We start from the raw sequence: 20,437 nt of genomic DNA on the forward strand, positions 1-20,437 counted from the left end.
AATAAATTATAGATATTAAGAGTCCTTAAAGTCTTGGATAAAAAGGAGAGATTTATATGTTATTAGATTGTGCCATTATTGGAGGCGGGCCAGCCGGATTAAATGCAGCTCTTGTTGTGGGGCGGGGTAGAAAACAGGTCATGGTATTCGATGATGAGATGCCAAGAAATCGAGTGACTCAGGAATCACATGGATTTATTACAAACGATGGAATGACACCGTTTGAGATCAGACAAGCAGGAGAAGCGGATCTTCAAAACTACCCCAATATCCAAATCAAACGAAGCAGAATTGTGGAGATACAAAATCATGAGGACAACTTCGCGTTACTGACACAAGAAGGAGAAAGATTCGAAGCGAAAAAAATCATATTGGCTACAGGACTTCAGGATATTTTGCCAAAGATCAAGGGGATTCATGAAGTGTACGGAAAGACCTTGTTTAGCTGTCCTTTCTGTGATGGTTGGGAGCTGAAGGACAAGCCACTTGCCCTGATTGCAGAAAACCAGCGTGCTTTGCATATGGCGAAACTTCTTTCCAATTGGACAAAGGATTTGATTGTGTTTACAAATGGACAACAAGTGTTAGCTGAAGAGGAGAAAGCACTGCTATCAGCGCATTCTATTCAAGTCATTGATGTACCAATTGTAGCGATCAATCATGACAATGGGCAGCTGCGCTCTCTTCAGCTTGCAAATGGAGAGATAGTGATAAGAGAAGGCGGATTTGTCGCAAGTGATTTCAAGCAGTCAACCCCTTTTGCTGAAAAGCTAGGCTGTCAAATGACGAAAAATGGGGGCATTGAAACAGATATTCTTGGGCGTACAACCGTCAGCGGTATTTTTGCATGTGGTGATAATTTAGGCGGACCTGCTCAGCTTGTTCTTGCAGCAGCAGCTGGAAGTCAGGCAGGAATGGGCGTCATTCATGAACTTGTGCAGGAAGAGTTTCAACAAAAAACATCTCTGTAAAAAGAGATGTTCAGCGATGAGCGATTTTCCGTTTTGCTAAGACGTGAGCAGCCCATTCAAAAAGTGCGTAGATGACAAAGAAGATTAGGATCCAGCTACTGACATCGACCCATACATTGTTGATATGAATGATGTTCGCCTGATCAAGTCCAGTCTGTATCCACATCGTGATCAATGCGGTGAGGAACACCTGTAAAAACCATTTTTTCAATTGGTCACACCTCCATCTCTTTCTATCATATAAGAAATGACAGTTTATTTCCAATTGGATTTCCATCAGTTTCAACGGTAAAATAAGAAATAAAACCAATGGAAGGACATGAGATGAGCGATCAAACCAATCGTTTTTTTAAAAGTCATTTTCCTGAACTTGTCCTCGCGCCGCCTCTTTTTTATAAGTGGCCTTTTGCTCTTCGCTTTGAAGTGGCAGATTGGTCATTAGGAGAAGAATCGGTTGTATTAGAAAAAGCAGGCGATCGGGCTTTAAAAATTGTCAGATATGCTTTTGATCCAGAAGACGATATTCTACTTGTCACGGATGTCTATACGCAGCATGAACATGAATTAACGAAGCAAAAGCTCCTAGTTTATCAAAAATATGCCGACCGGCAAGTGCGTCACCGATTGCGTCACGAGCGTTTGACCTATGTACAATCAAAACAAGAAGAAACAATGAAAATAGAGAGATTTACACTCAAGTGTCAGCTGCAAGATATTCGATTGCGCACGCTATTACAAGCTATATGCCAAGAGGATTTCTGCAAACCGAATCAAATCTTGAAAGGAAAGCTAGGTTATGACATTTATCTCATCAATCTTTCAAAACAGATGATTTTCCACTTATATGATGATCGAGGCTGTGATCTTATTGCGGCAGATCCAGAACATCTGCGTCCAGTTTATGAAGGTTTACAGCACTGGCTCTTAGACTATGACCGTGCTCAGATGGATCAGTTGTTTGCCGGGAAATAAGAAAAACCGCACTTTTGACAAGTGCGGCTTCTTTTTATGCTTCTACTTTATTGAAAAACTGTGGTAAGTAGTCTTTGTGTGCTTCTAGCATTTCATCTAGGATGCTTTTTGCAATGGCATCTGATGGGACGAGCGGGTTGATGGTCATGGCAACAAGAGCTGTGTTGTAGTCGCCTGTCACGGCTGCTTCAGCGGCTACACGTTCAAAGGATTTAATTTGAGAAATAAGTCCTTTGACAGCAACCGGCATTTCACCAACAGCGATTGGTTTTGGGCCGTCTTTTGTGATGACACAGTTCAGTTCAACGGCAGAATCATTTGGAATGTCACTGATGGCGCCATTGTTGATTGTGTTTACAGGCTGAATGTCATGCTTGTCGTTATAAATGGATGCGATCAAGTTACATGCTGCATCACTGTAGTAAGCACCGCCTCGTTTTTCAAGCTGTGGCGGCTTAATATCAAGATCAGGATCTTTGTAAAGCTCGAACAGGTCATTTTCTAGTGCACGGACGACTTCTGCACGAGTTCCCTCATTCGCTGCTGCTTTTTTCTCTTCAGCCAGCATATCACTTGTTTTGTAATAGTAGCGGTGGTACGGACAAGGAATCACACCAAGCCCTTTTAAGAAATCTGCATCCCACGGAATCGCTTGAATGTTGTTCATGGACATGGTGGAGTTTGGATCTGCCATGTCTTCGATCACTTGATCCATGATGCTTTTGCCATCTAAGAACACGTTCAGTCCAAATACCATATGGTTTAATCCAGCAAAGCTGACTTCGACTCTGCTTGCGTCGACATCAAGTCCTTTGGCGATGCCCATGCGAATACCGATTGGTACGTTACATAAGCCAACGACTTTGCGATGGTTTGAATAGCGAAGTACGGCTTCTGTGACCATACCAGCAGGGTTGGTGAAATTCACAAGCCAAGCATTCGGGCATAATTCTTCAATATCTTTCACAATCTCAAGAATGACAGGGATGGTACGCAGGCCTTTGAATAGACCGCCTGGACCGTTTGTTTCTTGACCAATGACATCATATTTTAAAGGAATACGTTCATCCTTCATACGTGCTTCCAGTAATCCGACGCGGAATTGTGTTGTGACGAAATCAGCGTCTACCAGTGCTTTCCGGCGATCTAAAGTTAAATGAACCTCGATTGGAAGCCTTGCTTTTTTCACCATGCGTTTTGCAAGATTTCCGACGATCTCAAGCTTTTCTTTACCTGCTTCGATATCGACGAGCCAAAGTTCGCTTATTGGAAATTCATCGTACCTTTTAATGAATCCTTCGACAAGTTCTGGTGTATAGCTCGATCCTCCGCCGATTGTGACAACCTTTAATCCTTTTGCCATGTTCTGCACCTCCGAATAATGTAACGCACAATGTTATAATAGAGTGAATCAATCTTTTATCATTTGTTTGTACATTTATAGCTTATCGTGAGAGTACCTTGTGCGTAAACGGTTTCAGCGTCTTTAGGCAAGGGTGCCCTATTTAGAGATTTGTTACATAAAAGAAACGTGTTGTGTCATGTTATTGGAGAAAGGGGAAGTCAGATGTTTTCAAGTGAGGTCATTTCCAGCTTTAATGAACTAGAAAGCGCTTTATACCGATACATTATGGAAAATAGTGAAAAAGTCGTCTATATGAGAATTCGTGATTTGGCAGATGCCGCACATATATCGACCTCATCTGTCCTTCGCTTTTGTCGAAAAGTGAATTGTGAAGGCTTTTCAGAATTTAAGGTGAAGCTCAAAATGTATTTAGAAGCAGAACAAACACCTTCTTTGAAAAGCACGCAGCATTTCCTGTATGAATTTATCGAACGGACACTTAAAGGAGATTTTGAGGAAAAGATTAAAGAGGCAGCGAAGCTCATTGCGGATGCAAAGAATGTGCTGTTTATTGGGACAGGCAGTTCTGGTATTTTGGCGCAGTATGGGGCAAGGTACTTTTCAAGTCTTGAGAAATTTTCATTCTACATCAACGATCCGTTTTTCCCGATGAATATGCAGTATTTAGACAATAGTGTCACCATTGTGCTGTCGGTATCAGGAGAGAACAGTATTACGATTGATCATATTTCGAAACTAAAAAGAGAAGGCAGCACGATCATTAGTATTACAAACAATCAGCACTGTACAATTTCTCGTATTTCTGACTTGAATATTGCTTATTACGTCACAGACGAACGAGTCCATAGAGCCAACATCACCACACAGACACCCGTTGTGTATATCCTAGAAGCAATGGCGCGTGACATGTTTGCGATGTTAAAAGAAAAGTAAAAGAGCCGCTGCCTTAAACAGTGGCTCTTTTTTTCTGCATCATGAAAGCGGTGATGGCAATCCCGGAACAGATGAGTACAAACAGTCCGCCTAACAAATACACAAATCTCGCTCCGAATGTATCCGCAATTAATCCAACAAAGAAAATAGATAAACTGACAGACATAGAAGAGAGAACGTATTGAGCCGAATACACCTTTGATAACTCATGGACTGGCGTTTCCGTTTGGAGAATGGTTTGCTGAGAGACATCTCGAATTTGATAGGCAGGCCCCATTAAAATACAGAGCAGCAATGCAAGCCATGGCAGGCTGTTTAGTGAAAATAGGATCGTCAGCACTGCATAAATAAAAGAGCCCGCTGCCATAAAGAGGAGAAGTTGTTTTTGAATAAACTGACTTAGCCATGCAGCCATGAGTCCGCCTATAATGGCACCTATATAATATGCGGCATTGATATATCCCCACCATTCCGCACCTTCATTTAAAACAAGTGTGACAAAGGCAAGCGTAACTGGTCCGACCCACAAAGCACCTGCAATATTTTCACTAACATCCATGAAAGTCAGGATGCGAACCGTTTTGTTTGTCCAAATGATCTTCCAGCCATCTTTGAACCCGTTCATCTTATTTTCTTTTTGAACCGTGTCTTCTTGCTTGAGTAGAGAAAAAACAGGGATGATCAATAGATAGGACAACACAATCATGAAACAAGAGGCCCACATTAAATAAGATGGACCAATCAACAGGACGAGCATTCCAGTAAACGAATAGCCGGCGATTTGAACAGATTGATAAAAAACGGAGGCTGTACTGTTCGCTTTCACAAGCTGATTTTCTGGCACAATCATCGGCATGATGGCTTGCAATAAAGGACTAATGAACCCGCCTGTGATGGAAATCAAAACGAACGCACTAAACAGCCAGATCAGGTGCTGCTGAAAGAAATCAAATTGGGTCGTGAATACGACGAGCATCCCAATACGTAAAAGAGGGACCCATTTCAATAGACGCTTGGCTTGAAAGAGTTCTGTCAAAACAGGAGAGAGGAGCCCAGCCAATAGCTGACATAGTGTTCTTATGAGCGGAAATACAGCCGCATAGGCGACAGATTGTGTATCTTGATAAATAACCAATGTGACTGTCATCAAAAATAGAATATCACTTAGCATGAGAAGGCTTTTACTGCCTGTATAACACCAAAACTTATTTCCCATATCCAACCGACTCCTTTTCAAAAACAAGTTCAGTATAGCATGTTGGCGAAGTGTGCAGAGGTTTTCCATTGAAAAATACATCTTAAGGATGAGAGGATTGTGATAAGCTAAATGAAAGAACATCGTAAGGAAAGGGGTTCAATCCATTGAAAAAATTACCAGCACATGACTTTTTGGACAAGCATGGCATCCCGTATGACATCAAAACATTTTCTGCCGACACAGAGAAGGGCGCAGCGAATGTAGCTGCAGCACTTGGTTTTAGAGAAAGACAAATGATCAAAACATTGATCTTTGAAACAGGGGAAGGCGAGCAGCTGCTTGTAATGGTGGGTGCTGACCAGCACATCAAATCAGGGAAACTAAAGAAAGCCGCAGGCTCTCGTAATATCAAAATGGCTTCACCAGACACGGTGCTTGAAGTGACAGGCTATCGCATTGGCTCGATTCCGCCATTTTGCTGGCAACCTGAAGGGTTCCGCACGATTATCGAAGCATCGCTATTAGAAGAAGAGATATTAGGCGTTGGAGCGGGAGAATGGGGAAATGAAATCCTCATCACACCAGAACAATTAGTGATAGCCTCAAAGGCGGTCCCATTTGATCTTGTTCAGCCATCCGAATAGAAAAAGTGCCTGTTGCTGAAGCAGGCACTTTTTTAATTGGAAGCAGGTGGTGTAAAGGGACCAATGTCTTTCATTTGCAAAAAAGCATGTACCGTCCTATTTTCCTCAAGGTCATTCGCCCGTTTGCAGACCACAACAGGTCTGATAATGTCAATTCCTTCGATATACACGCGCCCAATCTCTCCACGTTCTAAGCTTCGCTGAACAGCGTCACGAGGAACAAGGGTAATGCCATAGCCAGCTTTGATCATTTGAATGGCTTCGTGGACACCACTGAATTGTAAATCAACGGTCGGTTTTTTAATTCCTTTAGCGGTAAAAAGGGAAAAAAGCTTGTCTCTCGTCGAACTGCCTTCTTCTCGCATTAAAAAGGGTTCATGGCTTAGGCGTTCTAGGGGGACGGTTTGTCCATTTAACGGGTGATCCACAGGCACGATAAAGTCATAACTTAAATCAGTTAAGTGAGAGGTGTGAAGATCTTCGTGGTGCAGATCTTCAATTACAGCAATCGCCACATCTGATTGATATTGAAGCAGGCTTTCGATCACTTGAGCGGAGTTTCCGCTTTTTAATTCAATGTCTGTCTGTGGCGATGATGTTTTAAAAGAGGCAAGCCAATCAGGCAGCAAAAAGTTAAGTGGTACGTAGGTAGAAGCAATTCTGAGTCTTCCTTTTTTTCCGTTTTTCAGAAGGGTGATCTGATATTCCACTTCTTTTTCCGCCTCGAATACTTGCCGGGCATATGGATACAGAATTTTCCCCATCTCCGTCAGTGTAATCCCCCGGCCGTTTCGTTTGAAAAGACGAAAGCCGATCTCTCGTTCAATGCTTCGTAATTGTGCCGTCACAGCTGGCTGCGTCAAAGACAGAACGTCTGCCGTTTGAGTGACACTTTTTGTTTCGGCTACCTTTGCAAAAATACGGAGGGCATGTAAATTCATCTTTGCACCACCTATCAATTATTTTGATGATTCAATCAAAAACATTCATTAGATTTATTATAAGGTATCCCTTATCGTAAAGATAGCGAAGGGGGAAAAGAAAAATGGAGCATCGTCAAAAGCAGGTCGTGTTTATATCACTCATCACTGCGTTTGCACTCATTGGGGATTCCATGCTGTATATTGTTCTTCCAATCTACTGGCGAGAGATTGGTTTATCGTCCATTTGGGAGGTAGGTTTACTGCTCTCGATCAACCGATTCATTCGCATCCCTTTAGCACCAGTTGTTTGGTGGCTATACCGGTATGTGCCGATGAAGACAGGTGTATTGATTGCTATTTTGCTAGCGTCAGTGACCACGATGCTCTATGGTGTCAGTGGCTTTTGGCTGCTGCTCATATGCCGATGTGCTTGGGGATTGGCGTGGACTTTACTTCGGATGAGTGGAATGAGACTGATTGCTGAAATGGATGAAGGCGCACAAGGTCATTTGACTGGTCTTTATAATGGACTTTACCGCCTAGGCAGTTTATTCGGAATGTTATTTGGCGGGATATTTGCCAGCTTGATCGGTTTCCAGTCCATGACGCTTGTCTTTGGGTTGCTCACATTGTTGGGCTGTATTTTTTATGTGTCTTTAGATGAGATTGAAAAGGGCAAAAAGACGCAAGTGTATCAAGGCATGAAAGAGAAGTGGTTTTCACGAGGTGTTGTGAAAGTTCTTCTGACAGGAATGATGGTTGCACTGATCATACAAGGTTTATTTGCTTCAACACTGAGTCACGTGATTGAAGCAAAAACGGGGCAGCATGGCTTTGTTCTATTCGGTTATGTCATAGGCGCAGCTGCTTTAAGTGGTGGGCTTCAAGCAATCAGATGGGGATGGGAACCGTTTGTTGCTCCAAGAACAGGCCGGTGGTTTGATGGAATTGTGTTGAAGGAACGAATGTTATGCTGGATGTTTCTTTCTTTTGGAGGGCTCAGTTTTCTTGGGATCATGCTGAAGGTAAGCGGCTGGTTCCTATTGATGCTGCTTTTGATGCAGCTGATGGCAACAATTGTCACAACATTCACCGATACACTTGCCTTTCAAAAAGCTTCTGCTCAAACAGATAAGAACCGCTTTCTCGCCAGCTATTCTTTTGTTCAAGATATGGGGGCTGCTTTAGGACCTTTGTGTGGGTATACGTTGATCCAGTTTTTCGGAACAAACAGCGTCTTTTGGCTGATGCTTATCATAAGCTTAATGCTCGTCAGCATGTGGATAAGAAGCGGGCAGCATGTTTCTTCTAGTGCAGTGTAAAAAATAAAGCGTTATATAAAAAACTGCCTCATGCAGCTGATCGCAGGAGGCAGTCATATTCTCTTATTCTAAGTCTGAATCATAGGCTTTTTGCGTCAGCTGGCTGACGACCTCTTTCAAGCCATTGGGTTTATGGAATTCGACAGGTGTGCTTCCTTTTTCAAATACAATTTGATCTGCTTCAACGAGCACGACATATCGATTGTTGACCTTTGCAATATGAATCGAGTGGCCGAAGTCGGCTAAAAGCCCTTTGATTTCTGTTTCGCCTAGACGCATCTTCATCGTGATATCAGGGGTTTGTTCCACAATATGTGAAGCCGCTAGTGTGACCTGTTCTGTATTGAGTGTTTCCCGAATCTCCCGTTTTTCACTTGCTTCCCATATTTCAAGGTCCTCTTCAAATTGTTTTAATTCTTCACTTTCATCCTGAAATGTTTCAAATACATGTTCCTGCACCATATTCATGACCTGTGATTTCATGATTTCAGGCATCGATTCCCCGTATTCGACGAATTTTAGAAAGTCCTCAAAATAACGAGCGTGTGAGGATTGATGAATTTTCACTTCGGCTTCCTCTGTCATACCTTCTTCTGGCATAAACGGGTATTGAATCGATTTCATGTTTTTTGTTGTAATCGCCATTTCTACTTTTTTGATCAAGGTAGATGTATCAGCAATAGAAGCGACTTTCTGTTCAAAATCGCATTTCATGATAAAGACAAAAGAGTCATCGAAATATTTTTTAGGAACCGCAGATGCAACCAAAAACACGCCGCCTCTGACAGCACTTGTATCTAAATAGGTGCGAACAAATTGTTCACTGCATTCGTTAAATACTTCTTTTGTATCTGCAAATCTCGTCTGATGAAATAAATTGTAGTTTGGATTTGAATCGAGTTCATGGCCGGGTTCGACAATGAAACGTCCGATTTTAGTCGGTACTTGCTCAGACTTAGGATGTCTGTCCACTTTTCGTTTGACGATTTTTTTAAGCTCACCGTCTAGAAAGTCTCTCAGCTCACTTTGTTCAAATTCCTCTTGGTCTAATGTTTGGTAATGTTTAAACCGTTTATTTGCTTGTTCCTCTTTGCCTTCTACTTCAACCACATAGAATGATAGGAAACGTATCGTAAAATCCACTGATTGGTCACCACTTTTTCTTCTTCGGATATGTTGAGTATAGAAAAAGGAGTGAAAATCGTCAACGAATGGAGAAATTTCGTGTCATTATTTCCCGAGAAATGTTTAGTGAAAAACGCTTGATAATAATTATCATTCTTGATAGAATGATAAAAGAAAAGAAGGAACCTGCCAGTTCCTTCATCTCAGAAAATCATGTATTATTTTGTTTCAAATGTTTCGCAATCCGTTTCAGCATTGCGAGTCACGTCAGTCATTGTGCTTTTACCAATTTTAATGGTAGAAGCTGTACAGCTGTTGTCAGCCCAAAAACGGCAAGAGTTCACTTCACAAAGTACATTTTGTGCCATGGGAATTCACCTCCGTGATTCATATTAAGAATGAAGCAAGCTGCCACTTGAGTTCATTCAATCTAGTAGTCTCTTTATTGAAAGAGGCTGTTTGTGCTGTATATGCACATGTTTATCATACCATCTACCCTGAAAATATACAATTTAAACTTTGAAAGAGCGAGAATGCAAATCTCGCTCTTTTTTGTTTGTAAAAATAGTTAAATGCTAGGTGGCACCCTCTCTTATTCCGACATATGAATAGAGTAGATTCAAAACCTGATGTCGGACAAAGTATAAGGGTACATGTACTGATTTTCCGCATGAAGATAGGGTTTTCAATCAAAAATTTTCATAGAGAGATGAGGGGAGAAGATGAAAGCAGTCATTCTCTGCGGAGGAAAGGGAACGAGAATGAGTGAGGTCACACAAGCGCTTCCTAAACCACTTGCTATGATCGGAGACCGGCCTATTCTATGGCATATTATGAAAATCTATCAGTATTACGGTGTAGACGAGTTTATCTTATTACTTGGATATAAAGGAGAGAAAATCAAAGAGTATTTTCTCAACTACGACTGGCGGCATCACAGCATGCAGCTGGATATGTCGACAGGGGAAATGAAGCTTTTAGGGAAGTCGGAGAATTGGAAAATCACCTTTTTAGATACGGGTGAGGATACGATGACAGGCGGGCGGTTAAAGCAGGTACAGGATTATATTGGTGATGAGACATTTATGATGACGTACGGTGACGGACTTGCCAATATCAATATGTTTCATTTGCTCAAGCGCCATCAAGAGCTTGGAGCAGCTGCCACTGTCACAGGAATTGAAAAGAAATCACAGTACGGCACGCTGAAGGTGTATAACGGGATGGCACAATCCTTCTCTGAGAAGACAGACAGTATCGGGATGATCAATGGAGGATTTTTTGTGTTGTCTCCAAAGGTTTTTGATTATTTAACAGATGATGATCAATGTGTGTTCGAAGCAGAGCCTCTTCAGAACTTGGCGAATGATGGAGAGTTAGCAGTTTATGAGCACCACGGATTTTGGACAGCAATTGATACGTATAAAAACTTGAAAGAAATCAACGGCATGTGGACTGAAGGAAAACAACCATGGAAGGTTTGGTGACAGCATGAGCGGGTTTTGGAAGGGAAAAAACGTATTTGTGACTGGGTGTACGGGATTGTTAGGGAGTTACCTCGTTAAGGAATTGATAGATCAAGGAGCAAACGTAACAGGGCTTGTACGTGATCAAGTGCCAAGATCGAACTTATATCAAGGCAGTCAATTTGAAAAGATGAATGTCGTCCAAGGCGCACTGGAGGACATGCAGACGATAGAACGTGCGTTAGGAGAATATGAGATTGATACGGTCTTTCATTTGGCTGCCCAAGCGATTGTTGGGGTCGCAAATCGGCACCCGGTCTCTACATTTGAAGCCAATATTTTAGGGACATGGAATGTGCTGGAGGCGTGCAGAAGGCAGCCGCTCATCAAACGAGTGATCGTGGCATCAAGTGATAAAGCATACGGAGATCAAGAACAGCTTCCTTATGATGAAGACATGCCGCTTAACGGCAAGCACCCCTATGATGTGTCAAAAAGCTGTGCAGATTTAATTTCTCACACGTACTACAACACATATGGTCTTCCGGTTTGTATTACGCGCTGCGGTAATTTATACGGAGGCGGAGATTTGAATTTTAACCGAATCATTCCGCAAACCATCCAGCTGGTATTAGAGGGAAAGGCGCCAGAAATTAGAAGTGACGGTACCTTTATCCGTGATTATTTCTATATTGAAGATGCGGTCAAGGCTTATTTACTGCTAGCTGAAAAAATGGAGGAAAAAGGGCTTGCAGGAGAAGCATTTAACTTTAGTAATGAAATTCAGCTGACCGTGCTTGATCTCGTTGATAAAATCTTAAAGGCGATGGGCAGTGAACTGAAGCCGCGTATTTTAAATCAAGGAACGCATGAGATTAAGCATCAATATTTATCAGCAGAAAAGGCGAGAAAGCTGCTTGATTGGAAGCCTGATTACTCCATTGATGAAGGGTTAGAAAAGACAATTGAATGGTACCGCGAATTCTTTCAAAAATAGAGGTGTAAACAGATGAACAGCATATATTGTACGGTTCTATCAAGTGGAAGACTTTATCAAGCCATTGCGTTTTTCTTATCGTTGAAGCAAGTAGAAGATGATGCTGTCATCAAGACGTTATGTATGGATGATGCTGCATTTGATTTGCTTCATCAAATGAATTTCCCGCATGTCGAATTTGTTCATGTACGTGATCTTGAAACGCCAGAGCTGTTAGAGATCAAAAAGGAACGAAATGATTCGGAATATTGCTGGACATTAAAACCGATTTGGATTGAGTGGCTATTTAAGCAGGACCAGGCGGAGGAAGTGACGTATCTTGATGCGGATTTGTTCTTTTATGAGAGTCCGCAAGTGATTTTTGAAAACCAGCCTGATGTCTCTGTGCTTCTTTCAAGAGGGGATATTGTCATTCCAAGCTTTGATCAAGAGGAAGTGAAGATGCTTCAGAAACTTTTAGGGCGCTATAATTCAGGATTCCTCCATTTTAAAGGAGATGAAGCCGGCCGGAAGTGCCTGAGCTGGTGGAAAGAAGAATGTCTAAAGGAATGCAAAAATGCGCCTGGAGAAGGAAAATTTGGCGATCAAGGGTATTTGGATCATATGCCGATGCTGTTTGAAAAAGTAGAAGATATTCAAACAAAGGGTGTGAATATTGGTCACTGGAATTATGGCCAGCATTCTTATCAGGAAGAGAATGGACGTATTTTGCTTGAGGATGGGAGCCCGCTCATTTGTTATCATTTCAGCGGATTTCGGATCTTAAGCAAAGATGATATGCAGCAAATCCATGAAAAAGGAAGAGATGACTTGCCATTTTTCCAAGAAGCCTATCGGGAAGTGCTGCGTCATGTGATTGAATCGGTAGAACAAGTCAATCCGATGTTTAACGGCTATGCCAAACTGGAGGAGGATGGCGCATGAATGAAAAGCCGAAGGTCAGCGTCATTATTCCGAGTTATAATGCGAAAGAGCGTTTAGAAGGGAGCCTCTTTTCCTTAACGCTTCAGGAAACCGATATTCCATTTGAGGTCATTGTTGCTGATAATGGGTCAACGGACGGCACGATGGAAATGCTCGAAAACATTGAGGTGAACTTTCCATTCAAAAAGGTGCGTATTCCTGTCAATCAAGGAATTGCCAAGGGGCGCAATCATGCCATTCGTGAGGCAGAGGGAGACCTCTTAATATTTCATGACAGCGATATGTTGGCAGAGCCCCAATTTATTCAAAAGCATGCGGAGGCACATGCTGATCATGAGGACCGTGTGATTTGCGGTGTTTGCTGGAAGCGAATCTATCGTTATTTTTACACCGGTTTTGATAAAGATCATGTGAATCGATTAAAAAAACAAGGGCTGTATCAGCGGAAAATGAAAGACAAAACGCCTCTTGTGTCGATGGAGGAAATAAAAAACGGCGCATTTCTAGAGAGAAGCTTCGACTTGCAGTCCGAATTTATTGATATCCTGAAAGACATTTTAAACACGTACGACTATGATCTAAGTTCTTATCAATTGCCGTGGCGATTTTTTATCACAAATAACTCTTCCGTCAAGCGAAAGCATGTCATGGAACTAGGGATGTTTGATGAAAACATCGTTCGATACGGGTTTGAGGATTATGATTTAGGCATTCGTCTGCATCAGCTTGGTCTCTCGTTTGAGCTGCGTGAAGATATTTTGAGTGTGCATCAGGAACATCCAAGTAATTTAACGTCATTCGATGACATCAAATATAACATTTTGTATATGTGCGAGAAGTACAACAATATTGATTCGATTGATGTTCATTTGGCTTTCTCTGGACCATTTTCTCATACCGTGACAAACGATATCGTGAAAGACATTCGCCAGCTGCGTAAGAATGCAGCATATGATGATCTGCTCGCTTATTTTTTGGAGCTGCTTCATATGATCACAGAGCGGAATGTGGGCATTAAACGTGATCAAAAGAACGTGCTGACCGCAAAGGATTTCCCTTTGAAAAAGTTGTCAGAGACGGCCCAGCTTGCCAAGCAGGAACATGGATGCACGGTGCTGACAGAAGCCATCCAAGGGCTCACAAAAGAGCTGCTGCATGTTGACTTGTTTCAAGTGGATGTGTTGTAGATGGCATCCTATCATTTCACAACCATTGTGTCGAATACCCATGTATTTAAGCTGCTGGCGCTGATTCATTCACTTGAGCAAACGGCTCAATCATACAAACTTTCTGTCTTATGTGCTGATCCTTTGGCTTACAAGGTGTTAAGTCAGTTTCCTCATCCACATGTCCAATATGAACAGCTTGAAGATGTGGAAGATGATTCGCTGCGAAAAGCAAAGGCGGATCGTACGTTCCACGAGTATTGCTGGACGCTTAAGCCTGCGTTTCTACTCAAAATTCTTGAGTCCTCTGATGCAGATTATCTCGCTCATTTGGATACGGATTTGTATTTTTATCATGATCCAGAGGCGATATTTGCAGAAAATCCACTCGCTCATGTATTTTTGACAGATCATATGAATTCCAAGCGATTCTATCACTTTTATGAATTATCCGGACGTTTTAATACTGGCTTTGTAGGCTGTCGAAACACAGATGTGGCCAAACGGGCTGTGACGCAGTGGAAAGAGAACTGCATTGCGCACTGTACAGTAGAAATGGATACGGAAAAAAAGACATATGGTGATCAGCGGTATGTTGAAAGATGGGTCGATGATTTTGAGGGTGTCCATGTGGTGGCATCTAAAGGTGCCAATGCAGCGATTTGGAATATTGAAAACTATAAGCTCTCCGTTGTGAAAGGAGATATGTATCTCGACGAATGTCCACTGCTGTTCTATCATTTTTCTGCCTTTACGATCATTGATGAAAAGAACTTTAATCTGAATTGGTATTACTATATGACAGAACAAAAGCTGGTGAATCAGTTGTATATTCCGTATGCGGATTTGGTTCACAAAAAAATCAAACAGGTGCAGGAAATCTTTCCTGATTTTCAGCAAGGATTTATTGCGAAGAAACATGTTCCCGACACACATTTTTATGAGATATGAAAAAAACCGCTCAGTAAATGAGCGGTTCTTCATTTTACGATTCATTCCATTTCGCTATGGTCTGATCGCTTGGCAGTAAAAAGGCTAGGATGCCTAATATCGGTAAAAAGGCGACACCGATCATGGTAGGCGTTAAACCGACTGCATCAATTAATGAGCCGAGGGCAACGGATCCAATCGCTCCCATACCAAACGCAAGTCCAACAGTTAAACCAGACATTGTGCCAATTTTCCCGGGAAATAGTTCTTGGGCATAGACCACGGTGACAGAGAAGCTTGAGGTCAGAATGATCCCAATGAGTCCAAGTAAAACATAAGCAAAAACTGGTCCGGCAAATGGGAGAAGCAGGGCAAGTGGAAAGGATGCCAATAAGGAAATTAAAATCACGGTTTTCTTGCCAAAGCGGTCTGCAAGCGGTCCGCCTAAAAATGTCCCAATCGCACCCAATATAAGAAATAGGAAAATATAAGTTTGTGATTCTTTAATCGTCAGACCATATTGTTCAATCGCATAAAACGCATAGAAATTCGAGATCGCATTTCCATACCAAGAACGCGCGAAAATAAGAAAGACGATAATGCCAAGTGCTGTGAGCGCTGACTTGCGGTGAAGTTCAGATCTTGCCGCTTTTGCAGGCGCTTTTTTCGCTTGTGCTCGAATGGTTTGAAGCTTTCTTGCGTACCATCTCGAAATATAGAGAAGGAAACCGACAGCAATCATTCCAACAATCGTAAACCAAGCCACACCTGGCTGACCGAGAGGGACGAGCATGAATGCAGCGATTAGCGGAGCAAAGGCTTGACCTGTATTTCCGCCGACTTGATAGATGGATTGAGCGAGACCGCGTCTAGGACCGGCTGCCATGTTGGCAACCCGTGAGCCCTCTGGATGGAAAATCGCAGAGCCGAGTCCAATAAAGACGACGCACAGCAGGATGGTCGCAAATGATGGCGCAAACGCAAGGCCGAAAATGCCGACAGCACTTGAAAATAATGCGATAGGCAGAGCATAGGGCATCGGCCGTTTATCTGTGTACCACCCGATCGCAGGCTGCATGACGGAGGAGACCATATTTAATGTAAAGGCGATCAGCCCTAATTGAGTAAAGGTCAGCCCCATTGAGCGTTCTAAAATAGGGAACATGGCAGGAATCACGGCTTGCAATGTGTCGTTGAGCATATGGCAAATACCAATAATCAATAAAATAGGATAAACCGTTGAACCGGTGACCGCTTTTTGAGGTTTATCCTTTGTTTGAGCAGCAAGAGCCAATGAGACTTCCTCCTTTCATTCAACTTGTTTCTTTTTTCATTCTCCTCATTTTATTCATAAGGTGAACTATAAAACAATAGCAAATTGTCATGATTTAGAAAAAAAGAGACACATGCGCTTGATGGAGCTTGTGTCTCTAAAGGGTTATTTATAGAAAGAAGCGATGACAGGCTTCATTTTTTGAATGACAAGTCCACTGCCTCCACGGTTTTTCACACCTTCAATCATGCCGACGAGGACGTAATCTTCTTTTTTAGGATTAAACGCAAGTAAAAATCCATTTTCAGTACCATCTGTCGCACCTTGTTTGCTCTTTAGTTCCGCTGTTCCCGTTTTAGCGGCTATATCAGCCCCTTTTATTTGCAACGAGTGAGCAGTTCCGTTTGAATTGGTGACGACTTGAGTCAGTGCGTCCTTTACCGTATTTGCTGTATCCTCTTTGATGATCTGTTTTGGTGATGCTGTTTTTTCATCCTGAATGACTCGAGGGTACACAAGCTTTCCTCCTGTTGCAAATGGAGAATAGGCATGAACTTGCTCGATCGGGGACATGAGTAATTCTCCTTGGCCATATGCTGAGTCGGAAAGTAAGATGTCTGATTTGATTCCGTCGTTAGACACTTGTGCAGGTTTCATTGTGAACGGCATGTTTAAATCATCACCAAACCCAAATGTTTTCACTTTTTTCTCGTAAGTATCTTTGCCGATTTCAAGGGCTTCCTGTCCAAAATAAATATTATCTGAGTACACGAGGGCATCGACCATATTAACTTGTTCTTTGTCATGAACCCGTGTAATGCGATAATTTCCCCATGATTGATCCTTTTGCCATTTCAGTCCATGAATGGTGCGTACTTTATTAGGCTTTGTGACACCTGTTTCCAGTCCAATGGCTGCTGTAATGGTTTTGAAAGTAGATCCTGGTGCATATCTGCTCGCATATCGAGCTTGGAATGGAAGATCGGGATTTTCACTGTATGCTTGATATTGTTTAGGTGTGATCCCGTTGGTCATTAAATTGACATCGTAAGAAGGGGTGCTGACAAGCGCTAATAGATCACCTGATGATGGGTTCATAATGGTGACAGCCCCTTTTTCACCTTTCAGCTGTTGATAGGCTTTTTTCTGTAAAGATGCATCAATGGTCAGCTTGACTGTTTTTCCGTCTTTTCGGTCAGTTTTTTGCAATGTTTCTTCAATACCTGTTTCATCATGGATAATGAGGATGCTTCCGCCATCTTGTCCTCTTAAGTTCTTGTCAAATGTGAATTCAAGGCCGGTTTTGCCGATGATTTGATCCGCCTTTAAAGCTGGATTTCTTTTGATATCATCCGCATTTGCTTTTCCCACATAGCCTGTCAGATGAGCAGCGGCTTCGTTATATGGATAGTAGCGCATTTCCTTCGTTTGATAGGTGACGCCATTTATGTCCTTTGGAATCGGTGTTTGCTCTAACATAGACTTTAGCGGAACAAATGTGTCGTCTGTGACCCATGCTTGTTTCAGCTGATTTTGAATCAGCTCTTCATCTATATCAAAAGCGCTACTGATTTTTTTGATGTTGCTTTCTTTTTCCTTGCCTGTCCCGAGCTTTCCAGGGATGATGCCAAGTGCGTGTCCACCAGTTGTTTCGGCTAATGTGCGCCCTTTTCGATCTACAATATTTCCACGTACCGCAGGATCAGTTGTCACTTTGATGGTGTCACCCTTTTCCATTTGCGGGAAGATGAGATTTGGTTTCCAGTCTACTTTCCACTTGTTATCCTCTTCGGAGAGAACGCCCTTGTAAGAGAGTTTGTTCAGTTTTCCAAGTGACGTTTTCATCGTGACTTCATAGGTGAATTGATACCCATTTCCTTTATCCTGTTTTTCTACGTTGACGTTTGAGACGTTTAGATCATTCGCACCGATGCCGCTAAAGATATGATCGTATTTTTCGGCAAGTTGTTTTTTAGAAAAGTCATTGGCCTTCAGAGAGCCGCTTGTGACCTCATCTGCCAGTTTCGTGAATTCTTTTTTCTCCAGATGTTTCGTAAAGGATTCAGCGGCTTGCAACGCCTCTTTTTCTTTTGAGAAAAGCGTATCTTTTAAGAAAAAGAGAGCAGCAGCAATCGCGATGATGCTAAGAAGGGGAATGATGACTTTTTTCTGTTTCCAAAATGATTTTCGTTGATCTGTATACAATGAAAACACCTCAATTTTTGATTAGATCCTCTATAGTTTACAGTTACTGTGTAGGATTTGTATAGTTTCTCCTATGAAAATAGACCAAGACATGAAGTGGAAATATGAATCAAGACACAGCTGCTGCTTAAGGATCTCTTCATTTTTTCTTATGATTTAAAGGATTTTTTATGTGATCATCGAATGTGAAAAATTAGAAAAAATTAAAAGCGTTTTCATGAAGGAGGAATTGTGATCGTTTATAAAAAAGTGAATCTGACTGGACTTGTTCTTGGACCGATCTTCTTTTTGCTTATTTTTTTGCTCATTCCAGAAAGTGAATTGACCTATGCAACAAGAGTGGTACTGGGCGTTACGGCTTGGACTGCGACATGGTGGGTCACAGAAGCTTTGCCTATACCGGCTACCTCTTTATTGCCCATCATCCTTTTGCCAACACTTGGCGGGCTATCGATGGAGCAAACATCAAGAGCTTATGGAGACCCGATTGTTTTTATGTACATGGGCGGATTTATGATTGCCATTGCTATTGAAAAATGGAATTTACATAGAAGAATGGCCTTACATATTTTAAACATCATTGGCACAAGAAGTGACCGCATTGTATTAGGGGTTATGATGGCAACGGCCTTTTTATCTATGTGGATTTCAAATGCAGCCACAGCACTGATGATGCTGCCTGTGGCACTGGCTGTGATTAAAGAGGTGAAGGCGAACGATATTTTGTCTGGTGCATCTCTTGACCGATTCAGTAAAAGCATCCTATTATCAGTCGCTTATTCAGCCTCTATTGGCGGGCTTGCGACACTCGTTGGGTCTGTGCCAAATGCTGTTTTTGCGGCGATGTCAAAAAAGCTGTTAGATCGGGAAATTATGTTTTTTGAATGGTTTTTGTTTGGTTTTCCGGTGGCGGCTGTTTTGCTCATTCTCTTATTTCTGTATTTGACCAAGATACAGTTCAAGGTAGAGCACACAGGGGAAATGGGAGCAGCGTTTATACGGAAGGGTTTAGAGGATTTAGGCAAAATGAAACAAGAAGAAAAATGGGTTTTTGCTATTTTTCTTATGACGGCTTTTTTATGGATCTTTAAAATCTTTTTGTTTGGCGGGCTTCCTGTCTCGGATACGTCGATCGCAATCTTTGGGGCGATGCTGTTATTTCTCATTCCAGCGACAAATGGAGAGAGAATACTAGAATGGCAGGATATGAAGCAGTTGCCATGGGGGCTATTGCTTTTATTTGGAGGCGGGCTTTCGCTTGCTACAGGATTTGCGGAAACGAATCTAACAGGATGGATCGGGGAAAATTTACAGCATTTAAATGGGCTGTCGTACCTCATGCTGCTAATTATTTTAACGGCTTCTATTTTATTTATGACCGAAATTATGTCTAATACAGCAGTTGCGAACATGATCATTCCGATTACAGTAGGGCTTGGACTTGCAATTGGCATGGAGCCGTACGGCTTAATGGCTGCGGCTGCGTTAGCATCTTCATGTGCGTTTATGTTGCCAATCTCCACACCACCAAATGCGGCTGTCTTTAGTGCGGACGTGCTGAAAATATCTGATATGGTCAAGGCTGGCTTTTGGCTAAATGTGATCAGTATTGTAGCGATTGTGCTTGCGGTTTATTTCTGGCTTCCGGTCGTGCTGAGATGAAGACTTTGATCGAATGGAGACTTTTGGTGTTTTTGTTTCTTTTGGCTTCGGTACTGAAGCTGCCTTTTTGAGGTGCGGGTCCTTTGGCGTGTAATAGGTAGCTCCAATGTTGAGTCTGCCTTTAAGCTGATCAATGGAAAGCTCACCAAACTCTAAATGGTAGTCAATTTTGTCCACATGCAGTGATTCAATGTGAATGTGCGTATCCTCCGAGACAGGCGGAGCAGGTGCAGACATTTTCTGCTCAAGAGCGGTGAGTCTTTTTTCCAGCTCGACGACAGATGGGGATGGACTGGCTTCGGTTTTTTTAAAGAGTGATTGAATGAAATGTTTCAAGTGGACCACAACCTTTTCTTTCGC

Annotated in this window: 20 protein-coding genes; 11 read left to right on the forward strand and 9 right to left on the reverse strand. The window is 42.2% G+C overall.

The genetic code is table 11. The features are described 5' to 3' along the window. The first annotated feature begins 56 nt into the window (after positions 1-56). Positions 57-971, forward strand: a complete 915-nt coding sequence (locus MHI41_RS03490; RefSeq protein WP_342494552.1) for an NAD(P)/FAD-dependent oxidoreductase — start codon at positions 57-59, stop codon at positions 969-971. Positions 972-981: 10 nt separating this feature from the next. Here MHI41_RS03490 and MHI41_RS03495 read toward each other — a convergent pair whose 3' ends face one another. Next, on the reverse strand, positions 982-1,182 hold the full coding sequence (locus MHI41_RS03495) for a hypothetical protein (RefSeq protein WP_342494553.1): 201 nt from the start codon (positions 1,180-1,182) through the stop codon (positions 982-984). A gap of 113 nt (positions 1,183-1,295) precedes the next feature. Between MHI41_RS03495 and MHI41_RS03500 the strand changes: the two genes are divergently transcribed. Then, a complete protein-coding gene (locus MHI41_RS03500; RefSeq protein WP_342494554.1) occupies positions 1,296-1,943 on the forward strand; it encodes a DUF3885 domain-containing protein in 648 nt (215 codons plus the stop codon). A gap of 34 nt (positions 1,944-1,977) precedes the next feature. On the opposite strand, the gene MHI41_RS03505 is transcribed toward MHI41_RS03500, so the two are convergent. Further along, on the reverse strand, positions 1,978-3,306 hold the full coding sequence (locus MHI41_RS03505; protein WP_342494555.1) for a 6-phospho-beta-glucosidase: 1,329 nt from the start codon (positions 3,304-3,306) through the stop codon (positions 1,978-1,980). A gap of 204 nt (positions 3,307-3,510) precedes the next feature. Here MHI41_RS03505 and MHI41_RS03510 point away from each other — a divergent pair, with 204 nt between their 5' ends. Then, positions 3,511-4,242, forward strand: a complete 732-nt coding sequence (locus tag MHI41_RS03510; protein WP_017366780.1) for a MurR/RpiR family transcriptional regulator — start codon at positions 3,511-3,513, stop codon at positions 4,240-4,242. Between the two features lie 13 nt (positions 4,243-4,255). Here MHI41_RS03510 and MHI41_RS03515 read toward each other — a convergent pair whose 3' ends face one another. Then, complete coding sequence (locus tag MHI41_RS03515) at positions 4,256-5,458, reverse strand: MFS transporter (RefSeq protein ID WP_342494556.1); 1,203 nt, start codon at positions 5,456-5,458, stop codon at positions 4,256-4,258. Positions 5,459-5,604: 146 nt separating this feature from the next. Here MHI41_RS03515 and MHI41_RS03520 point away from each other — a divergent pair, with 146 nt between their 5' ends. Next, positions 5,605-6,084: a YbaK/EbsC family protein gene (locus tag MHI41_RS03520; RefSeq protein WP_017360428.1), complete on the forward strand. Its 480-nt coding sequence runs from the start codon at positions 5,605-5,607 to the stop codon at positions 6,082-6,084. 32 nt (positions 6,085-6,116) lie between these two features. Here the strand turns inward: MHI41_RS03520 and MHI41_RS03525 are convergent, their stop codons facing one another. Continuing rightward, entirely contained in the window at positions 6,117-7,025 is a 909-nt protein-coding gene (locus MHI41_RS03525; protein WP_342494557.1) for a LysR family transcriptional regulator, read from the reverse strand. Between the two features lie 104 nt (positions 7,026-7,129). Here MHI41_RS03525 and MHI41_RS03530 point away from each other — a divergent pair, with 104 nt between their 5' ends. Continuing rightward, positions 7,130-8,329, forward strand: coding sequence for an MFS transporter (locus tag MHI41_RS03530; RefSeq protein ID WP_342494558.1), 1,200 nt, complete (start codon positions 7,130-7,132; stop codon positions 8,327-8,329). Between the two features lie 63 nt (positions 8,330-8,392). Here the strand turns inward: MHI41_RS03530 and MHI41_RS03535 are convergent, their stop codons facing one another. Beyond that, on the reverse strand, positions 8,393-9,472 hold the full coding sequence (locus tag MHI41_RS03535; protein ID WP_342494559.1) for a DUF3900 domain-containing protein: 1,080 nt from the start codon (positions 9,470-9,472) through the stop codon (positions 8,393-8,395). A 200-nt stretch (positions 9,473-9,672) separates the two neighbouring features. Further along, positions 9,673-9,822, reverse strand: a complete 150-nt coding sequence (locus MHI41_RS03540; RefSeq protein WP_008344201.1) for a DUF1540 domain-containing protein — start codon at positions 9,820-9,822, stop codon at positions 9,673-9,675. 354 nt (positions 9,823-10,176) lie between these two features. Between MHI41_RS03540 and rfbF the strand changes: the two genes are divergently transcribed. From rfbF to MHI41_RS03565, 5 genes are read left to right on the forward strand one after another with little or no spacing between them, the layout of a single operon-like run. Next, a complete protein-coding gene (gene rfbF, locus MHI41_RS03545) occupies positions 10,177-10,941 on the forward strand; it encodes a glucose-1-phosphate cytidylyltransferase (RefSeq protein ID WP_058336480.1) in 765 nt (254 codons plus the stop codon). A 4-nt stretch (positions 10,942-10,945) separates the two neighbouring features. Further along, positions 10,946-11,917 carry a GDP-mannose 4,6-dehydratase gene (locus MHI41_RS03550; RefSeq protein ID WP_342494560.1) on the forward strand — a complete coding sequence of 324 codons (972 nt, stop codon included), beginning with the start codon at positions 10,946-10,948 and terminating at the stop codon, positions 11,915-11,917. A 12-nt stretch (positions 11,918-11,929) separates the two neighbouring features. After that, positions 11,930-12,841: a putative nucleotide-diphospho-sugar transferase gene (locus MHI41_RS03555; protein WP_282833977.1), complete on the forward strand. Its 912-nt coding sequence runs from the start codon at positions 11,930-11,932 to the stop codon at positions 12,839-12,841. Beyond that, entirely contained in the window at positions 12,838-14,028 is a 1,191-nt protein-coding gene (locus MHI41_RS03560; RefSeq protein WP_342494561.1) for a glycosyltransferase family 2 protein, read from the forward strand. The genes MHI41_RS03555 and MHI41_RS03560 overlap by 4 nt, the downstream gene beginning before the upstream one ends. Next, complete coding sequence (locus MHI41_RS03565) at positions 14,029-14,958, forward strand: putative nucleotide-diphospho-sugar transferase (RefSeq protein WP_342494562.1); 930 nt, start codon at positions 14,029-14,031, stop codon at positions 14,956-14,958. Positions 14,959-14,992: 34 nt separating this feature from the next. Here the strand turns inward: MHI41_RS03565 and MHI41_RS03570 are convergent, their stop codons facing one another. Then, positions 14,993-16,231: an MFS transporter gene (locus MHI41_RS03570; protein ID WP_342494563.1), complete on the reverse strand. Its 1,239-nt coding sequence runs from the start codon at positions 16,229-16,231 to the stop codon at positions 14,993-14,995. A gap of 144 nt (positions 16,232-16,375) precedes the next feature. Continuing rightward, a complete protein-coding gene (locus MHI41_RS03575; protein WP_342494564.1) occupies positions 16,376-18,415 on the reverse strand; it encodes a penicillin-binding transpeptidase domain-containing protein in 2,040 nt (679 codons plus the stop codon). 231 nt (positions 18,416-18,646) lie between these two features. Between MHI41_RS03575 and MHI41_RS03580 the strand changes: the two genes are divergently transcribed. After that, positions 18,647-20,077: a DASS family sodium-coupled anion symporter gene (locus MHI41_RS03580; RefSeq protein WP_342494565.1), complete on the forward strand. Its 1,431-nt coding sequence runs from the start codon at positions 18,647-18,649 to the stop codon at positions 20,075-20,077. Here MHI41_RS03580 and MHI41_RS03585 read toward each other — a convergent pair. After that, positions 20,009-20,413 carry a hypothetical protein gene (locus tag MHI41_RS03585; RefSeq protein WP_056705609.1) on the reverse strand — a complete coding sequence of 135 codons (405 nt, stop codon included), beginning with the start codon at positions 20,411-20,413 and terminating at the stop codon, positions 20,009-20,011. The two genes, MHI41_RS03580 and MHI41_RS03585, sit on opposite strands and share 69 nt — an antisense overlap. Positions 20,414-20,437 lie beyond the last annotated feature (24 nt).

It is taken from the genome of Bacillus sp. FSL M7-0307 (genome assembly GCF_038627835.1).
In the GTDB taxonomy this organism is placed as follows: Bacteria; Bacillota; Bacilli; order Bacillales; family Bacillaceae; genus Bacillus; species Bacillus altitudinis.